Here is a 24,506-nt window from a genome sequence, read left to right on the forward strand (position 1 = left end):
GGATACCGTCACGCCGCCGGTGCTGCGAGCCCGGCGGCCAGGTCTCCTGCGGACCGAGCGGGCAGGGCGCACACGCGGTCGTGGCAGACGTACGCAGCCGGGTCGAGGGCGTCCCGTGCCTCGAACAGTTCGAACCCCGCAGCCGACCACTCCGCAGCCTGCGTCGGGGTCACACGAGCGATGACCGTGCCGGGTCGGCGCGCGGCGCGGGCGGCATCACGGAGTGGGTCGCGCGGGTCCGACGTCACGACCACGACCTCGCGCGAGGGCCGTTGCAGGCCGAGTGCGACACCGAGGGCGTCGGCGTGCCCGAGCGGTCGCTCGGTACCCGTCATCGCGCGGTCGGCCACCAACCGCGCCGCCGCTGTCCGGTACGCGGAGTCCCCGGTCAACGCCGCGAGGTCGGCTGCCGCTGCGGCCAAGGCCACCGTGCCGGAGCGCATCGCGGTCTGCGGCTGTTCCCCGGTCGCCGTGCCCGCTCCGGCGAGCACGGCGTCGACGTCGAACCGGTTCGCCAGGCCGTCGTCGACCAGGGAACGAGCCGTCACGGCGTAGGTGACCTCGCCGGTCACCAGGGCGAGCTCGAGCAGACCCTCGGCCAGCAGCCCGACGTCCTCGATGGTCGCCGGCGCTGCTGACGCGCCGCGAGGCGTGCTCGAGCGGACCACGACGTGCCCGTCACGCACGTGCGACCGCAGCAGCGCATCGGCCGCATCCCGGGCGATGCCGATCATCTCGGGGTCGTCGTGGCGGTCACCGGCGATCGCGAGTCCGCGGATCGCCAGGCCGTTCCAGCCGGTCAGGACCTGGTCGTCGAGTGGTGGCGGCTCGAGGAGCGCGCGCTCCGACAGCGGCCGCCGGTACCACTCGCCCTCCACCCGCTGGCCGTCGATCGTGGACTCGCTGTCCTGCGCGGCGACGAACGCCCCGTCGTCCTGCCGCAGGGTGTCGCGCAGGAAGTCCGCGATGCCGCGCGCCTGTTCGGCACCGGCGACCGCGAGGAGTCCGGCGTTGTCGTAGAGCATCCGCTCGTAGTGCGGCACGCTCCAGTCGCGCTTGGTGGCGTACCGGAAGACACCGCCGTCGGCATCGGTCAGCTCGGAGGCCCGGATCGCGTGGAGCGACCGGTCCAGCAGGCCGTCGGCCTCGGCGTCGCCGTCGCGTGCCGCGTCGGCGAGGAACTCCAGCAGCGGCGTGCTCGGGAACTTCGGAGCACCGCCGAAACCACCGTAGGTGGTGTCCTCTGCCTGCGACAACTGATCGGTGACGGCCCGGATGCTGTCGGCGGACGGGAGGCCCGTGGCTGCTCCGCCAGCACCCTCGCCAGCGCGGGCGGTCGCGTCCGCCTCGGCCCCCTGCCGGATCGCCGTCGCGATGGCCGCGGCGTTCGCGTCGACCTCGTGCCGCCGCTCGGTCCACGCATCGAGCACCGCCGCCAGGATCTGCCGGAACGCGGGCACCTGACCGACGGGGGTCGGCGGGAAGTAGGTGCCGGCGAAGAACACGTGGCCCTCGGGCGTCAGGAACGTCGTCAGGGGCCACCCGAGCTGCTGCGTGAACGCGCTCGCAGCGGCCATCAGGCTTGCGTCGACGTCGGGACGTTCTTCGCGGTCGACCTTGACGGCGACGAAGTCCTGACGGAGGAGTGCGCCGATCTCCGGATCGGCGAAGCTCTCACGCGCCATGACGTGGCACCAGTGGCACGTGGCGTAGCCGACCGACACCAGGACCGGGACGCCGCGCTCACGTGCCTCGGCGAAGGCTTCGGGGCCCCACTCGCGCCAGTCCACGGGGTTGTCGGCGTGCAGCCGGAGGTACGGGCTGACCGAGGTGCCGAGTCGGTTGTCGTTCATGGCTCCAGCGTGCCCCGTGGCGACTGAGCGGGCCAGCGACGGACGCGATCTGTGGACGGATCGCGGAGTCCACAGGCCGCAGCGGGACGGTCAGCGGGGGAGCCACCCCGTCAACGCGGCGAGACGCTGTGCGACCTGGTTGGGGGTGAGACCGTCCGTGTCCACCCGGGTGACCGTGTCCCCGGAAGCCGAGTCGAGCCTCCCGGCCGTCCGCGTGCTGTGCGCGAGCTGCGCCTGCGGGACCTCGCCACCCGACCGTCGGGCCAGCCGCTCGGCGGTGGGACCGTCCGCCGCGCGCAGCAGGACCGTCGTGACCACGGGGTCGTCGCCCATGGCGGCCGCCAGACGCTCGTGTTCCAGCACGGAAACGGTGTTCGTGTAGACCAGCCGGTGGTGGCCGAGCTCGCGGTAGGACGTCCACAGGGCTGCGAGGTTCCGCTCCGCGAGCCGCGCTTCGGGGTGCTCGACGTGCGGTGCCGGGTGCGCCAGGTCGAGCAGGTCGCCCTCGATCACCGCGTGGCGCACGTCCGCGGCGACGAGCAGGTCGTGCAGCGCCTCGGCAGCGGTGGACTTGCCGACACCGGACCGCCCGCCGATGAACAGGACCTCGGAGCGGGGCGTGCTCGGCACCGTCACCCGAGGCCCAGCGACAGGAGCGCGAGGGCAGCGTCCTCGGGGCCGTAGTCGAACATGCGCTCCCAGAACGGGTCGTCGGCCCACGGCACGTCGCCGTCCGCCGGTGTGGACTGCGCCGTCTCCACCAACCAGTCGAGTTCGGGCAGGACCGCGGTCGCGAAGGTCGGCGGCTGCCACCCGAGCGTCCGTGCCGCCGTCGTGTCGAGGACGAACGGTGACGGCGACGACCACGGGGTCGTGCCGACGAAGGCAGGGGCGTCCGCGTCGAGCAGGACCTCGTCGAACCGGTGGTCGAGGTGCCCAGCGATCGTCCGCACGATCTCGAGCGCCGTCGGAGCGGAGTCGTCGGCGACGTTGAGGATGCGCCGGTCCGGAGCGTCCGCGACCAGTCGGACGAGCGAGCCGATGCCGCTCGCCGCCGTCGTGTGGTCCACACCGCGGCCGTGGTCGGCGAGCAGGATGCGTTCCCGGCCGTCGAGGACCCGGCGGACCACGAACCACTCTCGCGGACGGCCGATGCCGATGCCGTACACCTTCGACGGGCGCAGCACCGTGACCGGGGCGCCGTGGTCGAGCAGCACTTGCTCGGACGCCACCTTCGCCGCGCCGTAGCCGTCACGGCTGGTCGGGTCGCCGTCGCCCGCCGTGACGGTCGGCTGGATCTCGGTGACCGCGGCGCCGAAGACCGGCTTGTCCGTCGAGTTCGCGTGCCGGCCCTGGTCGTCGACGTAGACCGCACGCGAGGAGACGAACACGGTGGACCCGACGTCGTCGAGGAACGGCAGGAGCTGCGTCGCGTCGTCGCGGGTCAGCCCCACGGTGTCGACGAGCAGGTCCGCGCCGGGGCGGAGGACGTCGCGCAGGGTGCTCGTGTCGCGGCGGTCACCCGCGGTGAAGGTCGCGCCGCGGGCGGTGAGGGAATCGGCTGCCGGGCCACCGCGGCGCGCGATGACGTCGACCTGCCAGTCGTCGCCGCCCCGCCCGGAGGCGTCGAGGAGTTCACGCGCGACGGCCGAACCGATCCCGCCGGTACCGCCGAGGATGACCGCGCGTCTGGAGCTCATGCGCCAACGCTAGCCGGGGCGCGCGTCGTCGTCAGGACGCCAGGGCCTCGGGCTCGTGCCGCCACCAGTCCAGCAGCGAGCCGTCGTACACGGTGACCTTGTCGTGGCCGAGCACGGTCAGCGCCAGGGCATCGACGCACGCGGCGCTACCGACTCCGCAGTACGTCACGATCTCGTCCTCGCCGACGACCGCGGCGAACGCCTCGGCGAGCTTCGGCCCGCGCAGGTACGCGTTGGTGTCCGGGTCGACCAGGGTGTCCACGGTGATCGGGGTGCTCCCCGGGATGATCGGCGGGTGGTCGTCGCCGAGGGCCGCTGCGGGCGCCGCGAACACCAGTGCCGCGGGCTGTTCACCCGTCACTGCTCGGCGGACACGGGCGTGGTCGGCCCAGAGCGGGCGTTCTTCACCGGCGAGGAAGGCGCTGTCGTCGTCGGGCGCCTTCGCCGGCGATGGTGAATGGCGCAGTGCACCGACGCGGACCGGCCGGCCCTCGTCGCGCCACTTCGTGAACCCGCCGTCGAGGACCGCGACGGAGTCGAAGCCGAACGACCGGAAGATCCACCAGAGCCGCGCCGACCACTCACCGACGCTGTCGTCGTAGACCACGACCGTCGAGGTGTTCGTGACGCCGAGGTCGCCCGCAGCTGCCTCGAACCGTTCGGCACTCGGGCGGGTGAAGGGCACCTCGGCGCCCGGTGTGGAGAACGCGTCGACGAGGTCGGCGAAGCGGGCGCCGGGGACGTGCCCGCGCTGCTCGTAGGAGTCGACCGCGGAGTGCCACATCGTCTCGAGGCCGGTCCCCACCGTGTGCACGGAGGCGTCGAGGACGACGAGCTCGTCACCACCGAGGTGGTCGGCGAGCCACTGCGTCGACACGAGCGGCGAGGTCAGGACGGGGGCCATGCCGCACACGATAATGCGGACCACTGACGGGTGACAGGGAAACCGACACACTGCGCAACCGGGGCGCGTGTGGTGGCTGGTGCGTGCGCATGTTCCGACGATCCACGAGTTGTTCGACCGGTGGTTCGTCGCAACATGCACACGCAATGACTGCGGGTGCATGTTCCGACGATCCACGCGTTGAACGACTCGTGGAACGTCGCAAAACCCGCGCGATCCGGCACACGCCCCGCACCCGCCCCGCACCGCTCGCCCACCACGCCCCACACGCACGAACGGCCCGCCCCGGCAGAACCAGGACGGGCCGTTCCGACGAGCTGACGCGTCAGTGTGCGGCGGCGGGGATGCTCCCGGTCGTCGTGGACGCGGCGTGGGCGAGCCGGTCGAGCCGCACCGACTGCCGGTTGATGAGCAGGCCACCCGCCAGGGCGACGAGCACGAGCACACCGGCCGAGATGCCGAACGCCACGTGGTAGCCGTCGAGCGTGGCCTGCGCCTGCTGCAGCTTCGTGGGTGCCGCCGACAGCCCGGTCAGGCTGTTCTTCACGACGTCGGCGAAGATCGTCGACAGCAGCGCCGTGCCGATCGAGCCACCGATCTGCTGCATGGTGTTCACCGTCGCCGAGGCCACACCGGCGTCGGCTCGGGCCACCCCGGTGGTCGCGGTGTTCATCGCGGACGAGAAGATCGTGCCCATGCCGAGCCCGATGACGATCAGCGCCGGCAGGACGGTGCCCGCGTAGGAGCTGTCCAGGTCGGTGCGCAGCAGCAGGAGCAGGCCGATCGCGGCGACGAGGCCACCGGCGAAGATCAGGATCTTCGGGCCGATGCGCGGCAGCAGTCGCCCACCGATCTGCGTCGCCGAGATCATGATCGACAGCGGCATCGGCAGGAAGGCCAGACCGGTCTGCAGCGAGCTGAACCCGAGGGTCTGCTCGAGGTAGTAGGTCAGGAACAGGAAGATGCCGAACATGCCGATCGCCACCAGGCCGATCGCGATGAACGACCCACCGCGGTCACGGTCGAGCACGACCCGCAGCGGCAGCAGCGGGTGCGCCACACGGGTCTCGATGAACACGAACGCGGCGATCAGGACGACGCCACCGGCGAGCATCGCGATGGTGACGGGGGAGTCCCAGCCGTTGGTCTCGGCGTTCGAGAACCCGTAGACGACGCCGACCAGACCGGCGGTGATGGTGATGACGCCGGCGACGTCGATGCGCGGGCGATCGACCTTCGGCGGCTTCTCCATGAACACGAGCGCGCCGATCACGCCGAGCACGGCGAAGACGACGTTGACGTAGAGGCACCAGCGCCACGACGCGTACTCGGTGAGCACGCCGCCCAGGAGCAGGCCGATGGCCGCACCGGAACCGGCGATCGAGCCGAAGATGCCGAACGCACGACCGCGCTCCTTCGGGTCGCGGAACGTGGTGGTCAGCATGCCGAGCGCGGACGGTGCGAGCAGGGCGCCGAAGACACCCTGGAGGGCGCGGGCCGCGACGAGCAGGCCGAACGAGTCGGCGAGGCCGCCGAGCACGGACGCGACCGCGAAGCCGACCAGTCCGATGATGAACGTGTTCTTGCGGCCGAACAGGTCGCCGAGGCGCCCGCCGAGCAACAGGAGCGAGCCGAACGCCAGCGAGTACGCGGTGACGATCCACTGGCGCTGGTCGGTGCCGAACCCCAGGTCGGCCTGGGCCGAGGGGAGCGCGATGTTCACGATGGTGGCGTCGAGCACGACCATCAGCTGGGCGAGGGCGATGACCGCCAGGGCGATCCAGCGGTGGTTGCTCTTGGCGGGGGTGGTGCCAGAAGTCGTGGGTGCTGCCCCGGTGGGGGTCGGCACGGTGTGTTCTGCCGTCACGGCAGCCTCCTTCGAGAAGGTTGGAGGGGGAGCACGAAGCGCGCACCGTCGGGCGTTTCGAAGAGGAGAGGTGTCAAACGGATGCACGGCATCCGTTTGTCGACAGTGTAGACCGAAACGGAAGGTCCGCATCCACTTATTCCCAGAAAGTTCAACTAGGTTCGGCATCGTGAGCACCACCGAGTCCGCGCCCGACCTCGAGCGCCCGCTGCGCGCCGATGCGGCACGCAACCGCGAGCTGATCCTGCAGACCGCTCGCAAGTGCTTCGCGGAGCGCGGGCTGTCGGTCACCCTGAACGACATCGCGCACGAAGCGGGGGTCGGTGTCGGCACCGTGTACCGGCGCTTCGCCGACAAGGACTCCCTGATCGAGGCGCTGCTCGCCACCAAGTTCGAGGCGATGAACGACGCAGCGGCCCGCGCCGCCGACGTCGTCGACCCGCGCGAGGCCCTGCGGGTCTACCTGACCGGGGTGTTCGAGTTCCGCGCCCGCGACCGTGCGCTCGCCGACGCCATCGTGCGTGCGGGCAAGGCGCGTCCGTCGATCGTGCAGGAGCGTGACCGGTTGGAACGCCAGGTCTCCGCGATCATCGGGCGGGCCGAGACCGCCGGGGTGGTCCGCCCCGGCTTCGACTACCGCGACCTCCCGATGCTCACCGCCATGGTGGGTGCCGTCGCGGACGCCACCCGCGAGCACGACCCGAACGCCTGGCGCCGGTACGCCGAACTCCTCATCGAGGGCGTCCTGCCGCAGACCCGGACCGCGCCGAGCATGGTCGGCGACCCGCTCGACCGCGAGTCGATCGAGCGCGCGCTGCACGCGCAGTCCTGACGCGTCCCCGCGGACCGCGCGCGGCTCCGGTGCCAACCGACTCCGGACGGGAGGCCCGTGGCGGAGTCGACCCGTGCCTCCCGTCCGGCGGTCTGGTCGCGACCAGTGCGCCGGGCCGGTCACGACCAGCGCGCCGGGCCGACACCCGACGCGCGCTACAGCCAGCTCGGCAGCCAGTAGTGCGACCGGATGAAGTCCCACGGCACCTGGATCGCGGTCCACATCGGGTACCAGTACGCCGACGCGAGCACGACCACGACCAGGTACACGCCGACCCAGACGATCGCCCGGGTCCGTCGGGGCCGCGGATCGGTCCGTGAGCCGAGCACCAACCCGATCGCCGCCGCCAGTGCCATCACCATGAAGGGCTCGAAGGCGATCGTGTAGAACTGGAAGACCGTCCGGTTGACGTACATCAGCCACGGCAGGTAGCCCGCGGCGACGCCGAGCAGGACGAAGCCGTACTGCCACTGTCGGCGCAGGATCCAGAGCACGAGCAGCGCCACGGTCGCGATGACCGCCGCGTACCAGATGAACGGGTTCGCGACGCCGGTGATCGCCTCGCCGCAGCGGCTCGCCGAGCAGCCGTCCTGGCCGGCATCGGTCCCGACGTAGAACATCGACGTGGGCCGCTGCATCACGAGCCAGAGCAGCGGGTTCGCCTGGTACGAGTGCGGCGTGTGCAGCCCGATGTTGAAGTTGTAGATCTCCGACTGGTAGTGCCACCAGTTCTGCAGACTGTCCGGCACCCACCGGAGCAATCCGGTCCAGCGTTCGCCGCCGGAGGCCAGCCAGTTCCGGTCCCAGCCGTCCTTCGACACGAACCAGCCGGTCCACGACGCGACGTAGGTGACGGCGGCGATCGGCACGGTGAGCAGGAACGACACGGGGGCCTGCTGCAGCAGCGCGCTGGACGACCAGAACTCGACCCCCGCACGGCGGCGCATCATCATGTCGCTCAGCACGGAGTACACGGCGAAGAACGCCAGGAAGTACATCCCCGACCACTTCGTCGCGGTGGCCAACCCCATCGTCAGCCCCATCGCGAACAGCCACGGACGCCACCAGAGCACGGGCCCCCACAGGGTGTCCCGGCCGGCGGCGACGCGCTCGGCGACCCAGTCGTCGAGCCGCCGCTGACTCCGGCGCCGGTCGAGCAGGAGCGCCCCGAACCCGAGCACGACGAAGAACGTCAGGATCCCGTCGAGCAGCGTGACGCGGGACATCACGATGGCCTGGCCGTCGATCGCGAGCAGGCCGCCGGCGAGCGTGCCGACCAGGGTGGAGCGGAACAGCGACCGGGCGATCACCGCGGTGAGGAACACCGTCGCGATGCCGAGCACGGCGATGGCGAACCGCCAGCCGAACGAGTTGTCCGCCCCGAACAGGAGCATGCCGAGCCCGATCAGGTACTTGCCGAGCGGCGGGTGCGCGATGAACTCCGCGGCGCTGGTGAAGACGTCCGTCTCACCACTCGAGAACCGGTCGTCGGTCGTCGGGGCGGAGTCGCTGCTCGGGTTCGCCGGCCAGGTGCCCTCGTAGCCGAGGTGGACGATCGACCAGCCGTCCTTGACGTAGTAGGTCTCGTCGAAGACCAGGGAGTGCGGGTTCCCCAGGTTCGCCAGGCGCAGCACGGCGGCGAGCAGCGTCACCGCGATCGGTCCGGCCCAGCGCCACACCGCGACGCGCTGGGCGGTGGAGAGCACCCGCCCCCACCAGTCGTCGAGGCGCGAGCCGACCGGCCCGTCGGACACGGCCGTGCGGTCGTCGGTCAGCTCGCTGGTCATCGTTGAGCATCCTACGGATCGACCGCATGTCCGCGCTGCGACCCCGCTGCGACGACAATGGGTGGCGTGATCGTCCTCGCAGCAACCCCCATCGGCAACCTCGGGGACGCCTCGCGCCGTCTCGTCGAGACCCTCTCCAACGCCACCGTGGTCGCGGCGGAGGACACCAGGACCGCCATCCACCTCATGCGTGCCCTCGGCATCGAGAACCGTCCGCGGCTCATCGCCCTGCACGAGCACAACGAACGGGCGAAGGCGTCCGAGGTCGTCGAGCTCGCTCGTGACGAGGACGTCGTGGTCCTCACCGACGCCGGCATGCCCGCGATCAGCGACCCCGGCTTCCCGCTCGTCGAGGCAGCGGCAGCCGCTGGCGTCACGGTCACGGCACTGCCCGGCCCGTCGGCGGTGCTCATGGCGCTCGCCGTCTCCGGACTGCCGACGGACCGCTTCACGTTCGAGGGGTTCCCGACGCGCAAGGGCGGGGAGCGTCGCCGCGCGTTCCAGGCGCTCGCGGGGGAGCAGCGCACGATGGTCTTCTTCGAGTCGCCGCACCGGTTGGCCGAGACGCTCGCCGACATGGCCGTCGGGTTCGGGGGCGACCGTCGTGCCGCGGTCTGCCGTGAGCTCACGAAGCTGTACGAAGAGGTCAGGCGCGGTCCGCTCGACGAGCTCGTCACGTGGGCATCAGAGGGGGTCCGGGGCGAGATCTGCATCGTCGTCGCCGGTGCCGCCGAGGCCACCGAGGAGGCGACGCTCGACGACGGGGTCCGCCTCGTGCTCGAGCGGGTGGCCGCCGGCATGCGCATGAAGGAGGCCGCAGCGGCGGTCGCGGACGCGACCGGGCTGTCGAAGCGGGACCTGTACGAAGGGGCGCTCGCGGCGCGCTGAGCGGGGCTCGTCACGTTCGCGTCGGCCGGTCTGGAGGCGCGGGGCGGGCCCGCCACGGGCCTCCCGGATCCGGTTTTCCACAGTCCACCGCCGCGCGCGTCATCCGGGTTCCGCGCGCCCGTAGGATGGTCCGCATGTCCGCCGGGTCCTCGTTCAGCATCACCACGCCGATCTTCTACGTGAACGACGTGCCCCACATCGGGCACGCCTACACCGAGGTCGCCGCGGACGTCCTCGCGCGCTGGCACCGGCAGCGGGGTGACGACACCTGGCTGCTCACCGGCACCGACGAGCACGGACAGAAGATCCTGCGCACCGCCTCGGCGAACGAGGTCACGCCCCAGGAGTGGGCCGACCGACTCGTGACCGAGGCGTGGAAGCCGCTGCTCGACACCGTCGACGTGGCCAACGACGACTTCATCCGCACCACCGACGAGCGCCACGAGCGCGGTGTGACGGCGTTCCTGCAGAAGCTCTACGACGACGGCTTCATCTACGCCGGCGAGTTCGAGGGCTTCTACTGCGTGGGCTGCGAGGAGTACAAGCAGCCGAGCGACCTGGTCCCCGGCACCGGTGCGTACGAGGGGCAGCAGGTCTGTGCCATCCACTCGATCCCGGTCGAGGTGCTGTCCGAGCGCAACTACTTCTTCCGCATGTCGGACTTCGAGCAGCGCCTGCTCGACCTGTACGAGTCGAACCCGCTGTTCATCCAGCCGGAGAGCGTCCGCAACGAGATCATCTCGTTCGTGAAGCAGGGCCTCCGCGACCTGTCGATCTCGCGGTCCAGCTTCGACTGGGGCATCAAGATCCCGTGGGACAGCGACCACGTCCTGTACGTGTGGTTCGACGCCCTGCTCAACTACGTCACGGCGCTGGGCTACGGCACCGAGGACGACGAGGCCTTCAAGCGCCTGTGGCCGAGCGTGCACATCGTCGGCAAGGACATCGCCCGCTTCCACGCGGTCATCTGGCCGGCGATGCTCATGGCTGCCGGCCTGCCCGTCCCCGAGCGCGTCTTCGGTCACGGCTGGTTGCTCGTCGGCGGCGAGAAGATGTCCAAGTCGAAGCTGACCGGCATCGCGCCGTCGGAGATCACCGACACCTTCGGCTCCGACGCCTTCCGCTACTACTTCCTCCGCGCCATCACCTTCGGGCAGGACGGCAACTTCAGCTGGGAGGACATCTCGGCGCGGTACCAGGCCGAGCTCGCGAACGGCTTCGGCAACCTGGCCTCGCGCCTGGTCGCGATGCTGCAGAAGTACTTCGACGGCGCAGTGCCGGCGCGCGGCTCGCTGACCGAGTCGGACCAGGCGATCGATGCCCTGGCGGTCTCGGTCACCGAGCGTGCCGACGCCGCCATCGCCGCGTTCGCCCCGCACGAGGCGATCGCTGCCGTCTGGGAGCTCGTCGATGCCCTGAACGGGTACATCACCGAGCAGCAGCCGTGGGCCCTGGCGAAGGACGACGCGAACCGCGAGCGGCTCGGCACCGTCCTGACCACCGCGCTCCGTGGGCTCGGCACCGTCGCGGTCCTGCTCTCCCCGGTGATGCCGAAGGCCACCGAGAAGCTGTGGGCGTCGATCGGTGCCGGCGGCTCGATCGCCGAGCAGCGAGTCGATCGTGCCTTCGAGTGGCAGGGTGCTTCGCACGTCGTGGCGCTCGAGAGCGGGCTGTTCCCGCGCATCGAGCAGGCGGAGCAGGGCGCCGCGTGACCGACGCCCACCTCCGCTCCCGTGGCGACGGGGACGGCTCCAAGCGCGACCTGACCTACCCGCCCCTGCCCGAGGCGCTCGTGGTCCCGGTCTACGACAACCACACGCACATGGAGATCGCCGACGGTGGCGACGGGGCGCTCGACTACCGCGAGCACCTCGGCCGTGCCTCGAGCGTCGGCGTCCGCGGTGTCGTGCAGGTCGGCACCGACCTCGCCACTTCGCAGTGGTCCGCGTCGATCGCCGCCCGTGAACCCCGCGTGCTCGCAGCGGTCGCACTGCACCCGAACGAGGCGCCGTCGCTGCAGGAGCAGGGGCTGCTCGACGAGCACCTCGCCGGGATCGAGGCGCTGGCAGCGTTGCCCCGCGTCCGGGCGATCGGTGAGACCGGGCTCGACTTCTTCCGCACCGGTGAGGACGGGCGCGACGCCCAGATCCGTTCGTTCGAAGAGCACATCCGCATCGCGAAGGAGCACGGCCTCGCGCTGACCATCCACGACCGCGACGCGCACGACGCCGTGGTCGAGGTGCTCGACCGCGTCGGGGCTCCGGAGCGCACCGTGTTCCACTGCTTCTCCGGCGGACCCGACCTGGCTCGGCTCTGTGCCGAGCGCGGTTGGTACATGTCGTTCGCCGGAACCGTGACGTTCAAGAACGCGGCACTCCTCCGCGAAGCCCTCGTCGTCGCGCCGCGGCACCTGATCATGGTCGAGACGGACGCGCCGTTCCTGACCCCGACGCCGTACCGCGGCCGGCCGAACGCCCCGTACCTGATCCCGATCACCCTGCGGTCGATGGCGGAGACCCTCGGCACCGATGCCTCGATGCTCGCCGCGCAGATCGCGTCGAACACCGAGCTCGTCTACGGTGCGTGGGACGCCGAGCCCGTGACGGTGGACGAGTAGTGGGCGCGCTGCTCGGCCCGGCCGAGATCCGGGAGCTCGCCGCCGAACTCGACGTGACCCCGACGAAGAAGCTCGGGCAGAACTTCGTGCACGACGCCAACACCGTCCGGCGCATCGTGTCGGTCGCCGGCGTGACGCCGTCGTCCCGAGTGCTCGAGATCGGGCCGGGCCTCGGCTCCCTGACGCTCGGGCTCACCGAGACCGGCGCCCACGTCACCGCCGTCGAGATCGACAAGCGGCTCGCGGCGCGGTTGCCGTCGACGGTGAGCGCGATGCAGCCGGAGGCCTCGTTGACGGTCGTGCAGCAGGACGCGATGACCGTCGCCGCATCGGACCTCGACACCGAACCGACCCACCTCGTCGCGAACCTGCCCTACAACATCTCGGTGCCCGTGCTGCTGCACCTGCTCGCGACCTTCCCGTCGATCGAGCGGTCGCTCGTGATGGTGCAGGCCGAGGTCGGGTACCGCCTCGCGGCGGGCCCGGGCAGCAAGGTCTACGGGTCGCCGAGTGTCAAGGCCGCCTGGTACGGCTCGTGGAGCACGGCCGGGCTCGTCAGCCGACAGGTCTTCTGGCCCGTCCCGAACGTCGACAGCGTGCTCGTGGCGTTCGACCGGCACGACCCCCCGGGGGACGAGCGGCTGCGGTCGCGGGTCTTCACCCTGGTCGATGCGGCGTTCCAGCAGCGTCGGAAGATGCTGCGGCAGAGCCTGTCCGGTGTGCTCGGCGGCAGTGCCCACGCCTCCGAGGTCCTGACGGCGGCGGGCATCGACCCGACAGCGCGGGGCGAGGCGATCGGCGTCGACGACTTCGTGCGGCTCGGTCGGACGGTCCTCGCGGCTGCGGAGTAGCTCGTCTCCCGCCTCGGATCGTCGAAATACGGAATGTTTGGTACCGTCCGTTCGGTGCTCCTACGGTTGATCACATCGACCAAGGAGACACCATGCAGCCGACCGAACCACGCCGACCGAACCGCGGCGGCCTGACCGAGGAACAGCTCACAGCGGGACGTCGTCGCGCATTGCTCAGCGCGGATCCCGGTCGGCAGCGGGGGCCGAAGATCTTCACCGAAGCCGAACGGCAAGCGCTGTTCGCTCGGACGCCGCGACCTGAAGGCACGTTCGAAGAACGCCGCGAGCGCCGACGGCGCGCGATTGAGTCGATCGATCCGGACTTCTGGGTCGAGCCGACCGTCTCGTTCCACACGCATCCCTGACCGTGTTCGAGCGACTCACGCCCGAGCATTTCGACCAGCACCGGGTCCTCGAGTTCAATGACTGCGCCGCCCGCCCGGACGCCGTCCTCGTCGAGTCGAGCTTCATCCGGAGCGCGCTGCGCCGGACCGATCGTCACAAGGTCGAGGCGGTCGCGTTCCTCGACCACCTCGACCTCGCAGGTACAGAGATGATGTACAGCGCCTACACGGAGTTCGAGGTTCTGCGAGCTGCTCACGGCATGGCCACGGAAGCCGCTCGTCGCCATGTCGCCGCATGGCGAGAACTGTTGCGGTCGACGCAACTGCACTGGTTCGGGATCGATGCCGTCAGCGATGAGGTCCCAGATCTCATGGAAGAATTCGGCCTGACCGTCTCGGGTGCATTGCACGTCGCAACAGCTCGGCATTGGGAAGTCGACGGCTTCGTGACGGTCGATCCCGCGTTCGGGGTCGTCGACAAGGAGCGCCTCCCGCTGATCATCGACGCCGAGGGTGCTCAGCTCGCGCGTCGCCTGCGGGCAGGTTCCCAGCGTTGATCCGCGATGGCGGTGTCCTCCGGCCTACGATGACGGCATGACCGACGGAACGGTTCGCTCGCACGCGCAGGGGATGGCGCCGGACCGTGTCCTCGCGGCGACGGGCAAGTCACCGGACGAGTGGCACGCGCTGATCGACACGGCGGGCGGAGCCACCATCGGGCACGCTGCGATCGCGTCGTGGATCGTTGGTCAGGGTGTCGAGCCATGGTGGGCGCAGGGCATCACCATCGGGTACGAACAGGCTCGTGGGCTCCGCGTCCCCGGGCAGCGCTCGGACGGCACCTTCGCGGTGTCGGCCTCACGGCAGGTCCCCGGTGAGCGCGAGGCGGTGCTCGATCGGATCGTGCCGGTGTTCGCGGCCGCACTCGGGTCCACGCCGATGTCCGGGCGCCGCGGCGGCAAGCGTCCGTCGGCCCGGTGGACCTTCCCCGACCGCGAATCCGTGCTGCTGAACACCGAGGACGGTCCCAAGCCCGACACCGTTCGCATCTCGGTGCAGCGGGAGCGGCTCACCGGCCCCGAGCGGATGCCCGACGCCAAGGCTGAACTGCAGCAACTGCTCGCCAGCCTCTGACGCCGCGAACGGGGGAGCGCGCGCAGGACCCGCGGACCCCTACGATCGGCGGGTGCGTCGCATCACCCTTTCCCAGTGGCTCGCGATCGTCGCCGTGCTCGGCGGGCTCGCCATCGACTGCTTCGCAGTGTCGGTCATCGTCCGCGATCCCTCCAGCGACGGGGCGTGGGCCGCGGTGGTGCTCGGTCTGAGCATCGTCGTGTGGGGGGTCGCGTTCGCGTACCTGGACGACGGACCGGACACCGACGAACCGAACACCGACGAACCGAACACCGACGAGCCCGGCACGACAGCGGTCGGGTCCGTGCCGCGCATGCACCGTGACCGAGCGCATCGTCTGCTCAGCACAGCACTGACGGTGATGGTGTTCACCGCGATCTACGCGGGCACCCGCTGGCAACAGGTGCCGGTCGGCTGGGCGCTCGGCGGAGCGGTGATCGCGACGGGACTCCCCATGCTGAACCGCGCCCTCGACCGGCGGATCGCTCGCAACGAGCAGGCCGAGGGCGCAGCCGACTGACGTGCCGCGCGTCAGTGCGCGCGCGACGCCATCGCCTCGAAGATCTGCTGGTGCGTGCCGTCGCGCTCGGCGAACCGGAGCGGCAGCACGTTCTGCACCAGGATCTCGGGCGAATCGCCGGCGGACAGCAGCCCGATGACCTCGTCGGCGAAGGCGTCGAGCGGCATGCCGCCGAAGTCCGCTCCGCCCATCAGGTCGGTCGACACCGCCGGGGGAGCGAGCTCGAGCACCGACACCGGGGTGCCGAGGAGCTGCTGACGGAGCGACTGCGTGTACGAGTGGATGCCGGCCTTGGTGGCGTTGTACGTCGGCGTCGCGGTGAGCGGGACGAACGCGAGGCCGGACGAGACCGTGACGATGGTCGAGGCGGGCTGCGCCAGCAGGTGCGGCAGGAACGCGTCGATGAGGCGGATCGTGCCGACCAGGTTGGTCTGGATGATCTCGAGCGCGTCGTGGATGTGGTCGGGGGAGCGCAGGTCCTCGTTGCGCATGATCCCCGACATGGTGACGAGGGCGTCGAGCGACGGGTACGCCTCGAGGACGGAGGCGGCGGCCTTCTCGATGGATGCGGCGTCGCTCACGTCGATCTGCACGGTGCCGAAGCCGTGCTCGGCGGCGAGCGAGTCGAGGAGCGACTGGCGACGCCCGCCGATGACGACGGTGCTGCCCGCGGCCTGCAGGCGCTGGGCGAGGGCGAGGCCGATGCCCGAGGTCGCGCCGGGGATGAAGACGGTGGAGTTCGTGATGTCCATGTCCACCACCATGCGCTGTCGTCGGCAACCCATCCAGACCTCGGTCATCGGGGGATCGGCGATCCCTGGCACGGCGGCGCGAACCGGACGACAATCGGGACCATGGACCGCGCTGCACTCGCCGACTTCCTCCGCCGTCGCCGCGAACTGCTGCGCCCCGAGGACGTCGGCCTCGGTCAGGGACCACGACGCCGGACGCCTGGGCTCCGGCGCGAAGAAGTCGCTGCGCTCGCGGGCATGTCGGTCGACTACTACACACGCCTCGAGCAGCAGCGCGGACCGCAGCCGTCGGAGCAGATGATCGCCGCGATCGCCCGGGCGCTCCGCTGCAGCCTCGACGAACGCGACCACCTGTTCCACCTGGCCGGACAGAACGCGCCGACCCGGTTGCACCGCGCCGACCACGTCGACCCCGCGATCCTGCGGGTGCTCGACCGGCTCGAGGACACCCCCGCGATCGTGGTCAGCCACCTGGGGGAGACGCTGGTCGAGAACCGGCTCGCGGCGGCGCTGCTCGGGTCGTCCGTCAGCCTGCCCGGCAACGAGCGCTACCAGGCATGGCGGTGGTTCGTGACCGGCGACGAGCTCGCGAAGTACGCGCCGGAGCAACACGAGCGACTGGCCCGGGTCGTGGTGGCGTCGCTGCGGGCGGCGGTGGGGCTGGCCGGACCGGGGGACCGTCGGGCCACCGAGCTGATCGCCGAGCTCGAGACCCGCAGCCCCGAGTTCCGCGAGCTCTGGGCACTGCACGAGGTGACGAGTCGCTGGTCCGACAACAAGACGATCGTGCAGCCGCAGCTCGGCCGGATCACCGTCGACTGCCAGGTCCTGCACACCGACGACCAAGCCCAGGCGCTGCTGCTGTTCACCGCACCCCCAGGATCCGAGGACGCGCAGAAGCTCGAGCTCCTCGGTGTCGTCGGCCAGCAGGCCTTCGCGGGCTGACGCGGCGCGGGCCCGCGCGGCTCGTGCGAGGTTGACCACTCGGTGCCGCCCTACAGGCCGGCACCGAGTGACCAACCTCGCACCACGAAGACGCACCCGGGCGCACCACACGAAGCAACCGCGCGTCACACACTTGGCCGCGTGCGGTATACCGTGCCTAGGGTGGGCGGGTGAGCACTCCCCGCGTGTACGTCATCCACGAGAACCCCGAGTGGTTCCCGCCGCTCGCCGCAGCCTTCGAGGCCGAGGGCGTCCCGGTGCAGGAGATCCTGCTGACCGAGGGACAGATCGACCTCGGTGCCGAGCCGGAGCCCGGTGTGTACTGGTCCCGCATGTCGGCGTCGAGCCACACCCGCGGCCACGAGCACAGCAAGGAGTACACCCGCGCGGTCCTCGGCTGGCTCGAACGAGCGGGTCGCCAGGTTGTCGGCGGCAGCCACGTGCTCGAGCTCGAGGTCTCCAAGGTGGCCCAGCACGGGCTGCTGCAGCACGCCGGGTTCGACGTGCCCCGCACCACCGCCGTGTTCGGCACGACGACGCTCAAGCAGGCGGCACGGGACTTCACGAACGGCCAGGACGTCCCGTTCATCACGAAGCACAACCAGGGCGGCAAGGGCCTGGGCGTCCGCCGGTTCGACTCGCTCGCCGAGTTCGACGCCTACGTCGACTCGCCGGAGTTCGAGGCGCCGGTCGACGGCATCACGCTGCTGCAGGAGTTCCTGACGGCCCGTGAGCCCTTCATCACCCGCGTCGAGTTCGTCGGCGGCGAGTTCGTGTACGCCGTCCGCGTCGACACGAGCGCCGGCAGCTTCGAGCTGTGCCCGGCCGACGCGTGCGAGGTCCCCCAGGTCATCGCCGGAGCGGTCTGCGACGTGCCCGGAACCGAGACCGCCGGAGCACCGCCGGCGTTCAGCGTCCGGACCGAGGTCACGGCCGAGCACCCGCTCGTCCAGCAGCTCCGCACGTTCCTCGCCGACCAGCGCGTCACGATCGCGGGCGTCGAGTTCATGGAGACCACGGACGGCCGCACGGTCGTCTACGACATCAACACGAACACGAACTACAACCCAGCCGTCGAGGAGTCCGCGCCGGCCTCCGGCCCGCGCTCCATCGCGCGCTACCTCGGTGGCCTGCTGGAGACGCAGTACGCGGCGCAACTCACGGCCTGAGCACGCAAGAACCACCGGACTGGAGGCCCGTGGCGGGCCCCGCCACGGGCCTCCCGTCCGTTCCGCGCCCCTTCCCGGGCACTCCCCACCTCCCCAAGGAACTCACCCCGTGCGATTCGGATACTGGACCCCGCTCTTCGGCGGCTGGCTGCGCAACGTCGACAACGAGAACATGCCGGTCACCTTCGACTACGTGAAGCGGCTGGCGCAGCGCGCCGAGCGGATCGGCTTCGACCTGACGCTCGTGCCGGAGCTCAACCTCAACGACATCAAGGGCACGGCCGCGCCGTCGCTCGAGGCCTGGTCGCTCGCTGCGGCCATCGCGGCGACGACCGAGCGCCTCGAGATCATGGCGGCCATGCGCCCCGGGTACCACCTGCCCGCGGTGACGGCGAAGCAGGCGGCGACGATCGACGACATCTCGTGCGGCCGCTTCACGTTCAACGTGGTGAGCGCGTGGTGGGCGGAGGAGGCCAAGCAGTACGGCGGCATCTTCTCGGAGCACGACGACCGGTACAAGCGGACGGCGGAGTTCGTCGAGGTCATGAAGGGGATGTGGCGGGAGACGCCGTACTCGTTCTCGGGCGAGTACTACGACGTCCAGAACGCCCACCTCGAGCCGAAGCCCCGCGTGACCCCGCGCATCTACGCCGGCGGCGAGAGCGAGGCGGGCAAGGCCGCGATCACCGGGTACGCCGACGCCTACGTGACCCACGGCGGCACGGTCGAGGAACTCCGCACGAAGATCGCCGAGATGAAGCAGCGCCGGGTCGACGCCGGACTGCCGCCGTTCGAGGCGTTCGGCATGGCCGCGTACGTCATCGTCCGCGAGACCGAGGAAGAGGCGCAGGCCGAGCTCGCGCGGATCACCGACGTGCAGCACGGCAACGCGTACGAGTCGTACCAGGACTTCATCTCGAAGTCGCAGCTCGAGCACGTCCCCTCGCTCGAGGACTACTCGGTGTCGAACCGCGGCCTGCGCCCCGGGTTCGTCGGCACGCCCGCGCAGGTCGCGGCCCGGATCAAGGAGTTCGAGGAGGCCGGGGTGGACACACTGCTGCTCCAGTTCTCGCCGCAGCTCGAGGAGATGGACCGCTTCGGCGAACAGGTCATCCCGCTCGTCCGCCCGTCGGTGGCCGCGGCGTCCGAGGCGGTCGTCTGATGGGCTCGACCGAGGAGGAGTGGGCGTTCGAGACCCGGCAGATCCGCGCGGGCTTCAAGGCCGACCCGGGGTTCGGTGGCAACGTCCCGCCGATCGCCCAGACCGCGGCCTTCGTCTACCCGTCCGGTGAGGACGCGGCGGACCGCTTCATGCTCAACGCCCCGGGGCACACGTACTCGCGCGTGAACAACCCGTCGGCGGCCGCGCTCGAGCGGCGCATCGCGGACCTCGAGGGCGGCGTCGGCGCGCTCGCGCTGGCGTCCGGCCAGGCGGCCACCTCGTTGGCCGTCCTCGGCGTCGCGCGGGCCGGTGACCATGTCGTGTCGAGTGCCTCGCTGTACGGCGCGACGTACACGCTGTTCGCGTCGACGCTGCACGACCTCGGCATCGCGTTCACCTTCGTGCAGGACCCCACGGACCTGGACGAGTGGGCTGCCGCGGTGCGTCCGGGGACGAAGGCGTTCTTCGGGGAGTCGATCCCGAACCCGCGCGGTGACGTCCTGGACTTCGCCGGGGTGGCCGGGGTCGCGCACGACGCCGGCGTCCCGCTCATCGTCGACAACACGATCGCGACGCCGTACCTGGTCCGGCCGATCGAGCACGGCGCGGACATCGTCGTGCACTCGGCGACGAAGTACCTGGCCGGTCACGGCAGCGCCATCGCCGGGCTCATCGTGGACAGCGGCAACTTCGACTGGGCGGCCCACGCCGAAAAGTTCCCGCAGCTCGCGACCACCGAACAGTCCGGGTTCGCGAACACGAACTTCGCCGAGAAGTTCGGGCGGCGCGCGTTCATCCAGCGCACCCGGTCGAAGCTCTCCGCCGACCTCGGTCCGGCGATCGCCCCCTTCAACGCCTTCCTGGTGCTGCAGGGCATCCAGACGCTCTCCCTGCGGATGGAGCGGCACGTGTCGAACGCCGCCGCCGTCGCGTCGTGGCTGGACGCGCACGACCAGGTGCTCGGCGTGCACTACGCGGGGCTGCCGTCGTCGCCGTGGCACCACCTGCAGCAGCGGTACGTGCCGAAGGGGCCGTCGGCGGTCCTGGCGTTCGACCTGGACGGCGGGGTCGAGGCCGGACGGCGGTTCGTGGCCGCCCTCGAGCTGTTCGACCACGTGTCGAACATCGGTGACGTCCGGTCGCTCGTCGTGCACCCGGCGTCGACGACCCACGTGCAGATGACGTCGTCGGAGCGGGCTGCGGCCGGTGTCGGCGACGGGCTCATCCGGCTGTCGATCGGCCTCGAGCACATCGACGACGTCCTCGCCGACCTGGCGCGGGGCTTCGCGGCAGCCGCAGCGGGATAGGTTGGGGGCATGACCACGTTGGCCGCCCCGACCCGCGTGCGGACGCGCGCCCCCGGCAAGATCAACGTGTTCCTGTCCGTCGGTGCGCTGCAGGACGACGGCTACCACGACGTGGCGACCGCGTACCAGGCCGTGTCGCTGTACGAGGACGTCACGGCCGAGCACGCCGACGACTTCTCGGTGACCTTCACGGGTCCGATCGACACCTCGAACGTGCCGGTCGACGAGTCGAACCTGGCGATCCGTGCGGCCCGGCTCGTGGCCGACGCCGCTGGGCACCGGGGCGGGGTCCGACTGACGATCGACAAGCAGGTGCCGGTGGCCGGCGGCATGGGTGGTGGCTCGGCGGACGCCGCGGCCACGCTGCTCGCCGTGGACACGCTCTGGGGCACCGCCCTCGGGCGTGAGGAACTGCTCCGTCTCGCCGCGCAGCTCGGCGCGGACGTGCCGTTCGCCTTCGCCGGTGGCACGGCCGTGGGCACCGGCCGTGGCGACGAACTCAGCCCCGCGCTGGCGAAGGGCGAGTTCCACTGGGTCCTCGCACTGAGCGACGACGGCCTGTCGACCCCGGCGGTCTACCGTGCGCTCGACGAGCACCGGGAGCGCTACCGCGCCGACATCGCACCGGCGCCGTCCCACCCCGTTGTGGAGTCGAACGTGCTGCAGGCGCTGCGTGCCGGCGACCCCGACCTGCTCGCCGACTGCGTCCACAACGACCTGCAGGCCCCGGCCATGCGGCTGCAGCCCGGACTCGCGTCGACCCTCGAACTCGGCGAGAAGGCCGGAGCGCTCGCGGGTCTGGTGTCGGGCAGCGGTCCGACGGTGGCGTTCCTGGTCGGTGACCGTGACACCGCGCTCGAACTGCAGGTCGAGCTCAGCGCTGCCGGCCTGGTCGCGCTCCGAGCCACCGGTCCGGTGCACGGCGCCCGCCTCGTGCACTGACCGTACGACAGACGCTGACCGTACGACAGACGCTGACCGTACGACGAACGCTGACCGGCCGTCAGCTCAGCGGCTGTACTTCCACAGGATGACCGTGTCGGTGTGCCAGTACCGCACCACGTGGAAGCCCTGGTCCTTGAGCGTCTCGGAGACCTCGGGGCGGATGTTCCGCGACTTGGCGCCGACGAACCAGACGGTGTCGATGTCGGCCAGGCGTGCCGGCACGGTCGTGGCGATGTCGCCGTTCACGTTCCAGAGCTCACCACGCTGCGCACCCGTGCTCGCCACCGCCAGGTCCCGCATGCCGCTGAAGGCCTCGGGGTAGGCGTCGGCGATGACCTGCGCCGTCGCGGTCGGGTGCTCCCACACGCTGCCGTAGATCACCCCTTCGTCGGCGTCGGTGGTCACGTTCCGCTCGCGTTCGATGATCGCCGCCGCGTTCGCCCAGTGCGAGGACTGCTTGGCGTGCGGCAGTCGGACGATCGTCGACGTCGGCACGGACACCAGGACCATGGCCACGACGGCCATCGCGATCCAGCGTCGCGGCCGGATGGCCGTGATCGCCAGTCCGATCAGGAGCGCCACGAACGGCAGGCTTATGCTCGCGTACTTGGGGGAGTACAGGTGCTCGCCGGCGGCGGTCGCGGCGACCAGCAGCGCGGTGGGCACGATCGTCAGGGGCACGGCGACCCGGACGGCCTGCATGCGGAGCACGTCGCGGGCGGCCGGCGACGGGCGTCGGGCCGCGCGCACCGCCAGCACGACGGCGACGATCATGAGCAGCCACCCGAGGGCGGCGTACGGGTAGACGACCCCGAACCACGCGGTCGCGAACACCTGGCGCAGGGTGGCCCACCCGATGCCGGTGATCCAGCCGACCTGCTTGGCCTGACCGGCGGCGAGTCCGATGAACGGCAGGACCACGACGGCCGCGGCGGAGGCGGCGACGGCCCAGCGGACGACGACGGCGCGGTCCACCATCGCCGAGGGCACCGTGCCACTGCGATCCGTCACCGTGGCCTGCCGTCGGGCCGCCCGGTCGGCGACCCCGGTCCACGCGAGCACGACGCCGTGCGCCACGACGGCGAGGGACAGGTACACGTTGAACAGGACGGCCACGGCCGCCAGCACGCCGTAGACGACCCACCACCGCGTCGCGTGGTGCCGCACCCGGGTGCGACGGACCGCGGTCAGGCCGACGAGTGTGAGGAGCGCCGCGAAGGTGGTGACGGTCGCGTACGGGCGGCCCTCGGTACCGGCCCAGGCGACGCGGGGCAGCAGCAGGAAGACCAGACCGGAGACGACCCCGAGCCGGACACCGCCGAGCCGCCGGCCGAGCGCCACCACGAGGGCGGCGGCGATCCCGATCGCCAGGGCACTCGGGAAGCGGAGCGTGAACGGGGAGTAGCCGACCAGCGCGAGCCAGACGTGCATGAGCGCGTAGTACAGGCCGTGCACGGCGTCGACGTTCTGTAGCTCCGCCCAGAGCGCCGGCCAGCTGCGCTGCGCACTCGTCAGGGTGGCGGCTTCGTCGTACCAGACCGACGGCACCCACGTGAAGGCGGCGGCGACGACCACACCGACCACACCGACGGTGATCTCCGGCGCACGCACCAGGGTCCGCACGGTCGACAGGGCGAGTGCCCGGAGCCGTGCGCGCGTCGACGCGTCCGACGTCGTGCGTCGGACCGTGACGGTGCCGGTGCGGGGAGAACTCACGCCCGCGACCGTACCGAGCGGCACTGAGCATCCGCCGCGTCCACCCGCTGAGCATTCACATGCAGGGATTCGGCGCGACCGGCCAGAATGACGGGATGGACCCCCTCGTCGCCCCCGTCGCAGCGCTCTCCCCGTGGCGGACACGGCTCGGCTCGCGGACCGCTGCCCTGTCCGACGTCGGCGGCATCGGGCTCCGCCGGCTGGCCGCTTCACGCGTCCTGGTGGTCGGCGCCGGCGGGCTCGGCGCGCCCGTCGTCGCGTATCTCGCGGGGGTCGGACGGCTCACGGTCGTCGACCCCGACGTGGTCGACGCGTCGAACCTCGCGCGCCAGACGCTCTTCACCGCGGCCGACGTCGGATCGTCGAAGGCCGAGGTCGCCGTCGCCCGCGCCCGCGCCGTCGACCCGGAACTCGACGCCGTCGCCGTGGTCGGGTCCTTCACCCCGGAGCTCGTCGCCGGGCACGACGTGGTCGTCGACGCGGCGGACTCCGTCCTGGTCACCCGAGCGGTCTCGGACGCCTGCGCCGACGCGGGCGTGCCGTTCGTCTGGGGCACGGTGCTCGGTCACGACGGCCAGGTCAGCGTGTTCCGCGACGCCGGACCGGACGGCGTCGACTTCCACGACCTGCACCCCGAGGCCCTGCCCGACGAGGGCTCCTGCGCCCTGGACGGCGTCGTGCCGGCACTGTGCGGCGCCGTCGGAGCGGTGATGGCCGGACAGGTGCTGGCCCTGGTCACCGGCACCGGCGAACCGCTGCTCGGGCGCGTCCTGACCGTCGACGCACGCCGCTGGCGGTGGAGCGAGAGCCCCGTCCGGCGCGGACCGGCATCACACCGACCCGTCGTGGTCGCTCCCGCGCGGACCGACCGCATCGCCCCGTCGGCGCTCGCCGCGCGCCTGGCCGACCCCGCGGACCCGGTGGTCGTCGTCGACGTGCGCACCGACGCCGAACGGGCGGACGGGGTGGTCGCCGGAGCCGTCACGGACGACGCGGTCACCGGCGACGCCGAGGCGGCGGACGTGGTCGTCTACTGCGCCCGTGGTCCGCGTGCGGACGCGTGGGCTGCCGCACAACCGGCCTGGAGGCACGTGGCGGTCCTCGACGGCGGGTTCGAGGCCTGGCGCCGCGAAGGGCTGCCCGTGGTGAACGGGCTGATGTCCTGATCCGACACTGATCGGGTCCAGAGCGCCGCTTCCGCGGCTAGGATGGT

The 24,506-nt window shown here is 71.2% G+C and carries 23 protein-coding genes; 15 read left to right on the forward strand and 8 right to left on the reverse strand.

The genetic code is table 11. From position 1 onward, the window contains the following. Positions 1-8: 8 nt before the first annotated feature. The 5 genes from EDF33_RS09020 to EDF33_RS09040 all read right to left on the reverse strand — a co-directional run bounded on the left by EDF33_RS09020 (position 9) and on the right by EDF33_RS09040 (position 6,324). Positions 9-1,853 (reverse strand): DUF255 domain-containing protein, encoded by a 1,845-nt coding sequence (locus EDF33_RS09020; protein ID WP_132099853.1) that lies wholly within the window; start codon positions 1,851-1,853, stop codon positions 9-11. A 90-nt stretch (positions 1,854-1,943) separates the two neighbouring features. After that, the gene (locus EDF33_RS09025) at positions 1,944-2,483 is read right to left on the reverse strand and encodes an ATPase (protein WP_123938400.1); all 540 of its coding nucleotides are present in this window, start codon (positions 2,481-2,483) and stop codon (positions 1,944-1,946) included. Between the two features lie 2 nt (positions 2,484-2,485). After that, on the reverse strand, positions 2,486-3,553 hold the full coding sequence (locus EDF33_RS09030; protein WP_123938399.1) for an NAD-dependent epimerase/dehydratase family protein: 1,068 nt from the start codon (positions 3,551-3,553) through the stop codon (positions 2,486-2,488). A 31-nt stretch (positions 3,554-3,584) separates the two neighbouring features. Then, positions 3,585-4,457 (reverse strand): rhodanese-like domain-containing protein, encoded by an 873-nt coding sequence (locus EDF33_RS09035; protein ID WP_165918766.1) that lies wholly within the window; start codon positions 4,455-4,457, stop codon positions 3,585-3,587. 325 nt (positions 4,458-4,782) lie between these two features. Then, a complete protein-coding gene (locus EDF33_RS09040; protein ID WP_123291813.1) occupies positions 4,783-6,324 on the reverse strand; it encodes an MFS transporter in 1,542 nt (513 codons plus the stop codon). A 169-nt stretch (positions 6,325-6,493) separates the two neighbouring features. On the opposite strand from EDF33_RS09040, the gene EDF33_RS09045 reads away from it, so the two are divergent. Further along, positions 6,494-7,156: a TetR/AcrR family transcriptional regulator gene (locus tag EDF33_RS09045; RefSeq protein ID WP_165901439.1), complete on the forward strand. Its 663-nt coding sequence runs from the start codon at positions 6,494-6,496 to the stop codon at positions 7,154-7,156. Positions 7,157-7,311: 155 nt separating this feature from the next. On the opposite strand, the gene EDF33_RS09050 is transcribed toward EDF33_RS09045, so the two are convergent. Continuing rightward, positions 7,312-8,943: a phospholipid carrier-dependent glycosyltransferase gene (locus EDF33_RS09050; RefSeq protein ID WP_132099855.1), complete on the reverse strand. Its 1,632-nt coding sequence runs from the start codon at positions 8,941-8,943 to the stop codon at positions 7,312-7,314. Between the two features lie 66 nt (positions 8,944-9,009). Between EDF33_RS09050 and rsmI the strand changes: the two genes are divergently transcribed. The 8 genes from rsmI to EDF33_RS09090 all read left to right on the forward strand — a co-directional run bounded on the left by rsmI (position 9,010) and on the right by EDF33_RS09090 (position 15,297). Further along, the gene (gene rsmI / locus EDF33_RS09055; RefSeq protein ID WP_123292295.1) at positions 9,010-9,831 is read left to right on the forward strand and encodes a 16S rRNA (cytidine(1402)-2'-O)-methyltransferase; all 822 of its coding nucleotides are present in this window, start codon (positions 9,010-9,012) and stop codon (positions 9,829-9,831) included. A gap of 134 nt (positions 9,832-9,965) precedes the next feature. Continuing rightward, positions 9,966-11,543, forward strand: a complete 1,578-nt coding sequence (metG, locus tag EDF33_RS09060) for a methionine--tRNA ligase (RefSeq protein ID WP_123291816.1) — start codon at positions 9,966-9,968, stop codon at positions 11,541-11,543. Then, complete coding sequence (locus tag EDF33_RS09065) at positions 11,540-12,448, forward strand: TatD family hydrolase (protein WP_123338561.1); 909 nt, start codon at positions 11,540-11,542, stop codon at positions 12,446-12,448. The genes metG and EDF33_RS09065 overlap by 4 nt, the downstream gene beginning before the upstream one ends. Beyond that, positions 12,448-13,299 (forward strand): 16S rRNA (adenine(1518)-N(6)/adenine(1519)-N(6))-dimethyltransferase RsmA, encoded by an 852-nt coding sequence (gene rsmA / locus EDF33_RS09070; protein WP_132099856.1) that lies wholly within the window; start codon positions 12,448-12,450, stop codon positions 13,297-13,299. The genes EDF33_RS09065 and rsmA overlap by 1 nt, the downstream gene beginning before the upstream one ends. 92 nt (positions 13,300-13,391) lie before the next feature. After that, positions 13,392-13,664: a hypothetical protein gene (locus tag EDF33_RS09075; protein ID WP_132099857.1), complete on the forward strand. Its 273-nt coding sequence runs from the start codon at positions 13,392-13,394 to the stop codon at positions 13,662-13,664. A 2-nt stretch (positions 13,665-13,666) separates the two neighbouring features. Continuing rightward, positions 13,667-14,200 (forward strand): PIN domain-containing protein, encoded by a 534-nt coding sequence (locus EDF33_RS09080; RefSeq protein WP_165918767.1) that lies wholly within the window; start codon positions 13,667-13,669, stop codon positions 14,198-14,200. A 37-nt stretch (positions 14,201-14,237) separates the two neighbouring features. Then, complete coding sequence (locus EDF33_RS09085) at positions 14,238-14,777, forward strand: hypothetical protein (protein WP_132099859.1); 540 nt, start codon at positions 14,238-14,240, stop codon at positions 14,775-14,777. Between the two features lie 52 nt (positions 14,778-14,829). Further along, positions 14,830-15,297 (forward strand): hypothetical protein, encoded by a 468-nt coding sequence (locus EDF33_RS09090; protein ID WP_132099860.1) that lies wholly within the window; start codon positions 14,830-14,832, stop codon positions 15,295-15,297. An 11-nt stretch (positions 15,298-15,308) separates the two neighbouring features. Here the strand turns inward: EDF33_RS09090 and EDF33_RS09095 are convergent, their stop codons facing one another. After that, the gene (locus EDF33_RS09095; RefSeq protein WP_132099861.1) at positions 15,309-16,049 is read right to left on the reverse strand and encodes an SDR family NAD(P)-dependent oxidoreductase; all 741 of its coding nucleotides are present in this window, start codon (positions 16,047-16,049) and stop codon (positions 15,309-15,311) included. A 102-nt stretch (positions 16,050-16,151) separates the two neighbouring features. Between EDF33_RS09095 and EDF33_RS09100 the strand changes: the two genes are divergently transcribed. From EDF33_RS09100 to EDF33_RS09120, 5 genes are all read left to right on the forward strand, one after another. Further along, complete coding sequence (locus EDF33_RS09100; RefSeq protein WP_111084701.1) at positions 16,152-16,994, forward strand: helix-turn-helix transcriptional regulator; 843 nt, start codon at positions 16,152-16,154, stop codon at positions 16,992-16,994. A gap of 170 nt (positions 16,995-17,164) precedes the next feature. Then, positions 17,165-18,163: an alpha-L-glutamate ligase gene (locus EDF33_RS09105; RefSeq protein WP_123291824.1), complete on the forward strand. Its 999-nt coding sequence runs from the start codon at positions 17,165-17,167 to the stop codon at positions 18,161-18,163. A gap of 109 nt (positions 18,164-18,272) precedes the next feature. Continuing rightward, complete coding sequence (locus EDF33_RS09110; RefSeq protein WP_132099862.1) at positions 18,273-19,325, forward strand: LLM class flavin-dependent oxidoreductase; 1,053 nt, start codon at positions 18,273-18,275, stop codon at positions 19,323-19,325. Continuing rightward, on the forward strand, positions 19,325-20,632 hold the full coding sequence (locus tag EDF33_RS09115) for a PLP-dependent transferase (RefSeq protein ID WP_132099863.1): 1,308 nt from the start codon (positions 19,325-19,327) through the stop codon (positions 20,630-20,632). The genes EDF33_RS09110 and EDF33_RS09115 overlap by 1 nt, the downstream gene beginning before the upstream one ends. Positions 20,633-20,641: 9 nt before the next feature. Then, on the forward strand, positions 20,642-21,574 hold the full coding sequence (locus EDF33_RS09120) for a 4-(cytidine 5'-diphospho)-2-C-methyl-D-erythritol kinase (protein ID WP_131921466.1): 933 nt from the start codon (positions 20,642-20,644) through the stop codon (positions 21,572-21,574). A 66-nt stretch (positions 21,575-21,640) separates the two neighbouring features. On the opposite strand, the gene EDF33_RS09125 is transcribed toward EDF33_RS09120, so the two are convergent. After that, a complete protein-coding gene (locus EDF33_RS09125; RefSeq protein ID WP_131921467.1) occupies positions 21,641-23,293 on the reverse strand; it encodes a glycosyltransferase family 39 protein in 1,653 nt (550 codons plus the stop codon). 95 nt (positions 23,294-23,388) lie between these two features. Between EDF33_RS09125 and EDF33_RS09130 the strand changes: the two genes are divergently transcribed. Then, positions 23,389-24,459 carry a HesA/MoeB/ThiF family protein gene (locus EDF33_RS09130; RefSeq protein ID WP_165918768.1) on the forward strand — a complete coding sequence of 357 codons (1,071 nt, stop codon included), beginning with the start codon at positions 23,389-23,391 and terminating at the stop codon, positions 24,457-24,459. Positions 24,460-24,506 lie beyond the last annotated feature (47 nt).

This window comes from Curtobacterium sp. PhB146 (genome assembly GCF_004342995.1).
In the GTDB taxonomy this organism is placed as follows: domain Bacteria; phylum Actinomycetota; class Actinomycetes; order Actinomycetales; family Microbacteriaceae; genus Curtobacterium.

Bases quoted from the DNA above. Each gene is read 5' to 3' on its own strand.
- EDF33_RS09115 (WP_132099863.1), top strand. From the start codon at position 19,325: ATGGGCTCGACCGAGGAGGAGTGGGCGTTCGAGACCCGGCAGATCCGC.
- EDF33_RS09050 (WP_132099855.1), bottom strand. From the start codon at position 8,943: ATGACCAGCGAGCTGACCGACGACCGCACGGCCGTGTCCGACGGGCCG.
- EDF33_RS09120 (WP_131921466.1), top strand. From the start codon at position 20,642: ATGACCACGTTGGCCGCCCCGACCCGCGTGCGGACGCGCGCCCCCGGC.
- EDF33_RS09075 (WP_132099857.1), top strand. From the start codon at position 13,392: ATGCAGCCGACCGAACCACGCCGACCGAACCGCGGCGGCCTGACCGAG.
- metG (WP_123291816.1), top strand. From the start codon at position 9,966: ATGTCCGCCGGGTCCTCGTTCAGCATCACCACGCCGATCTTCTACGTG.
- EDF33_RS09095 (WP_132099861.1), bottom strand. From the start codon at position 16,049: ATGGACATCACGAACTCCACCGTCTTCATCCCCGGCGCGACCTCGGGC.
- EDF33_RS09030 (WP_123938399.1), bottom strand. From the start codon at position 3,553: ATGAGCTCCAGACGCGCGGTCATCCTCGGCGGTACCGGCGGGATCGGT.
- EDF33_RS09130 (WP_165918768.1), top strand. From the start codon at position 23,389: ATGGACCCCCTCGTCGCCCCCGTCGCAGCGCTCTCCCCGTGGCGGACA.
- EDF33_RS09085 (WP_132099859.1), top strand. From the start codon at position 14,238: ATGACCGACGGAACGGTTCGCTCGCACGCGCAGGGGATGGCGCCGGAC.
- EDF33_RS09020 (WP_132099853.1), bottom strand. From the start codon at position 1,853: ATGAACGACAACCGACTCGGCACCTCGGTCAGCCCGTACCTCCGGCTG.
- EDF33_RS09035 (WP_165918766.1), bottom strand. From the start codon at position 4,457: ATGGCCCCCGTCCTGACCTCGCCGCTCGTGTCGACGCAGTGGCTCGCC.
- EDF33_RS09100 (WP_111084701.1), top strand. From the start codon at position 16,152: ATGGACCGCGCTGCACTCGCCGACTTCCTCCGCCGTCGCCGCGAACTG.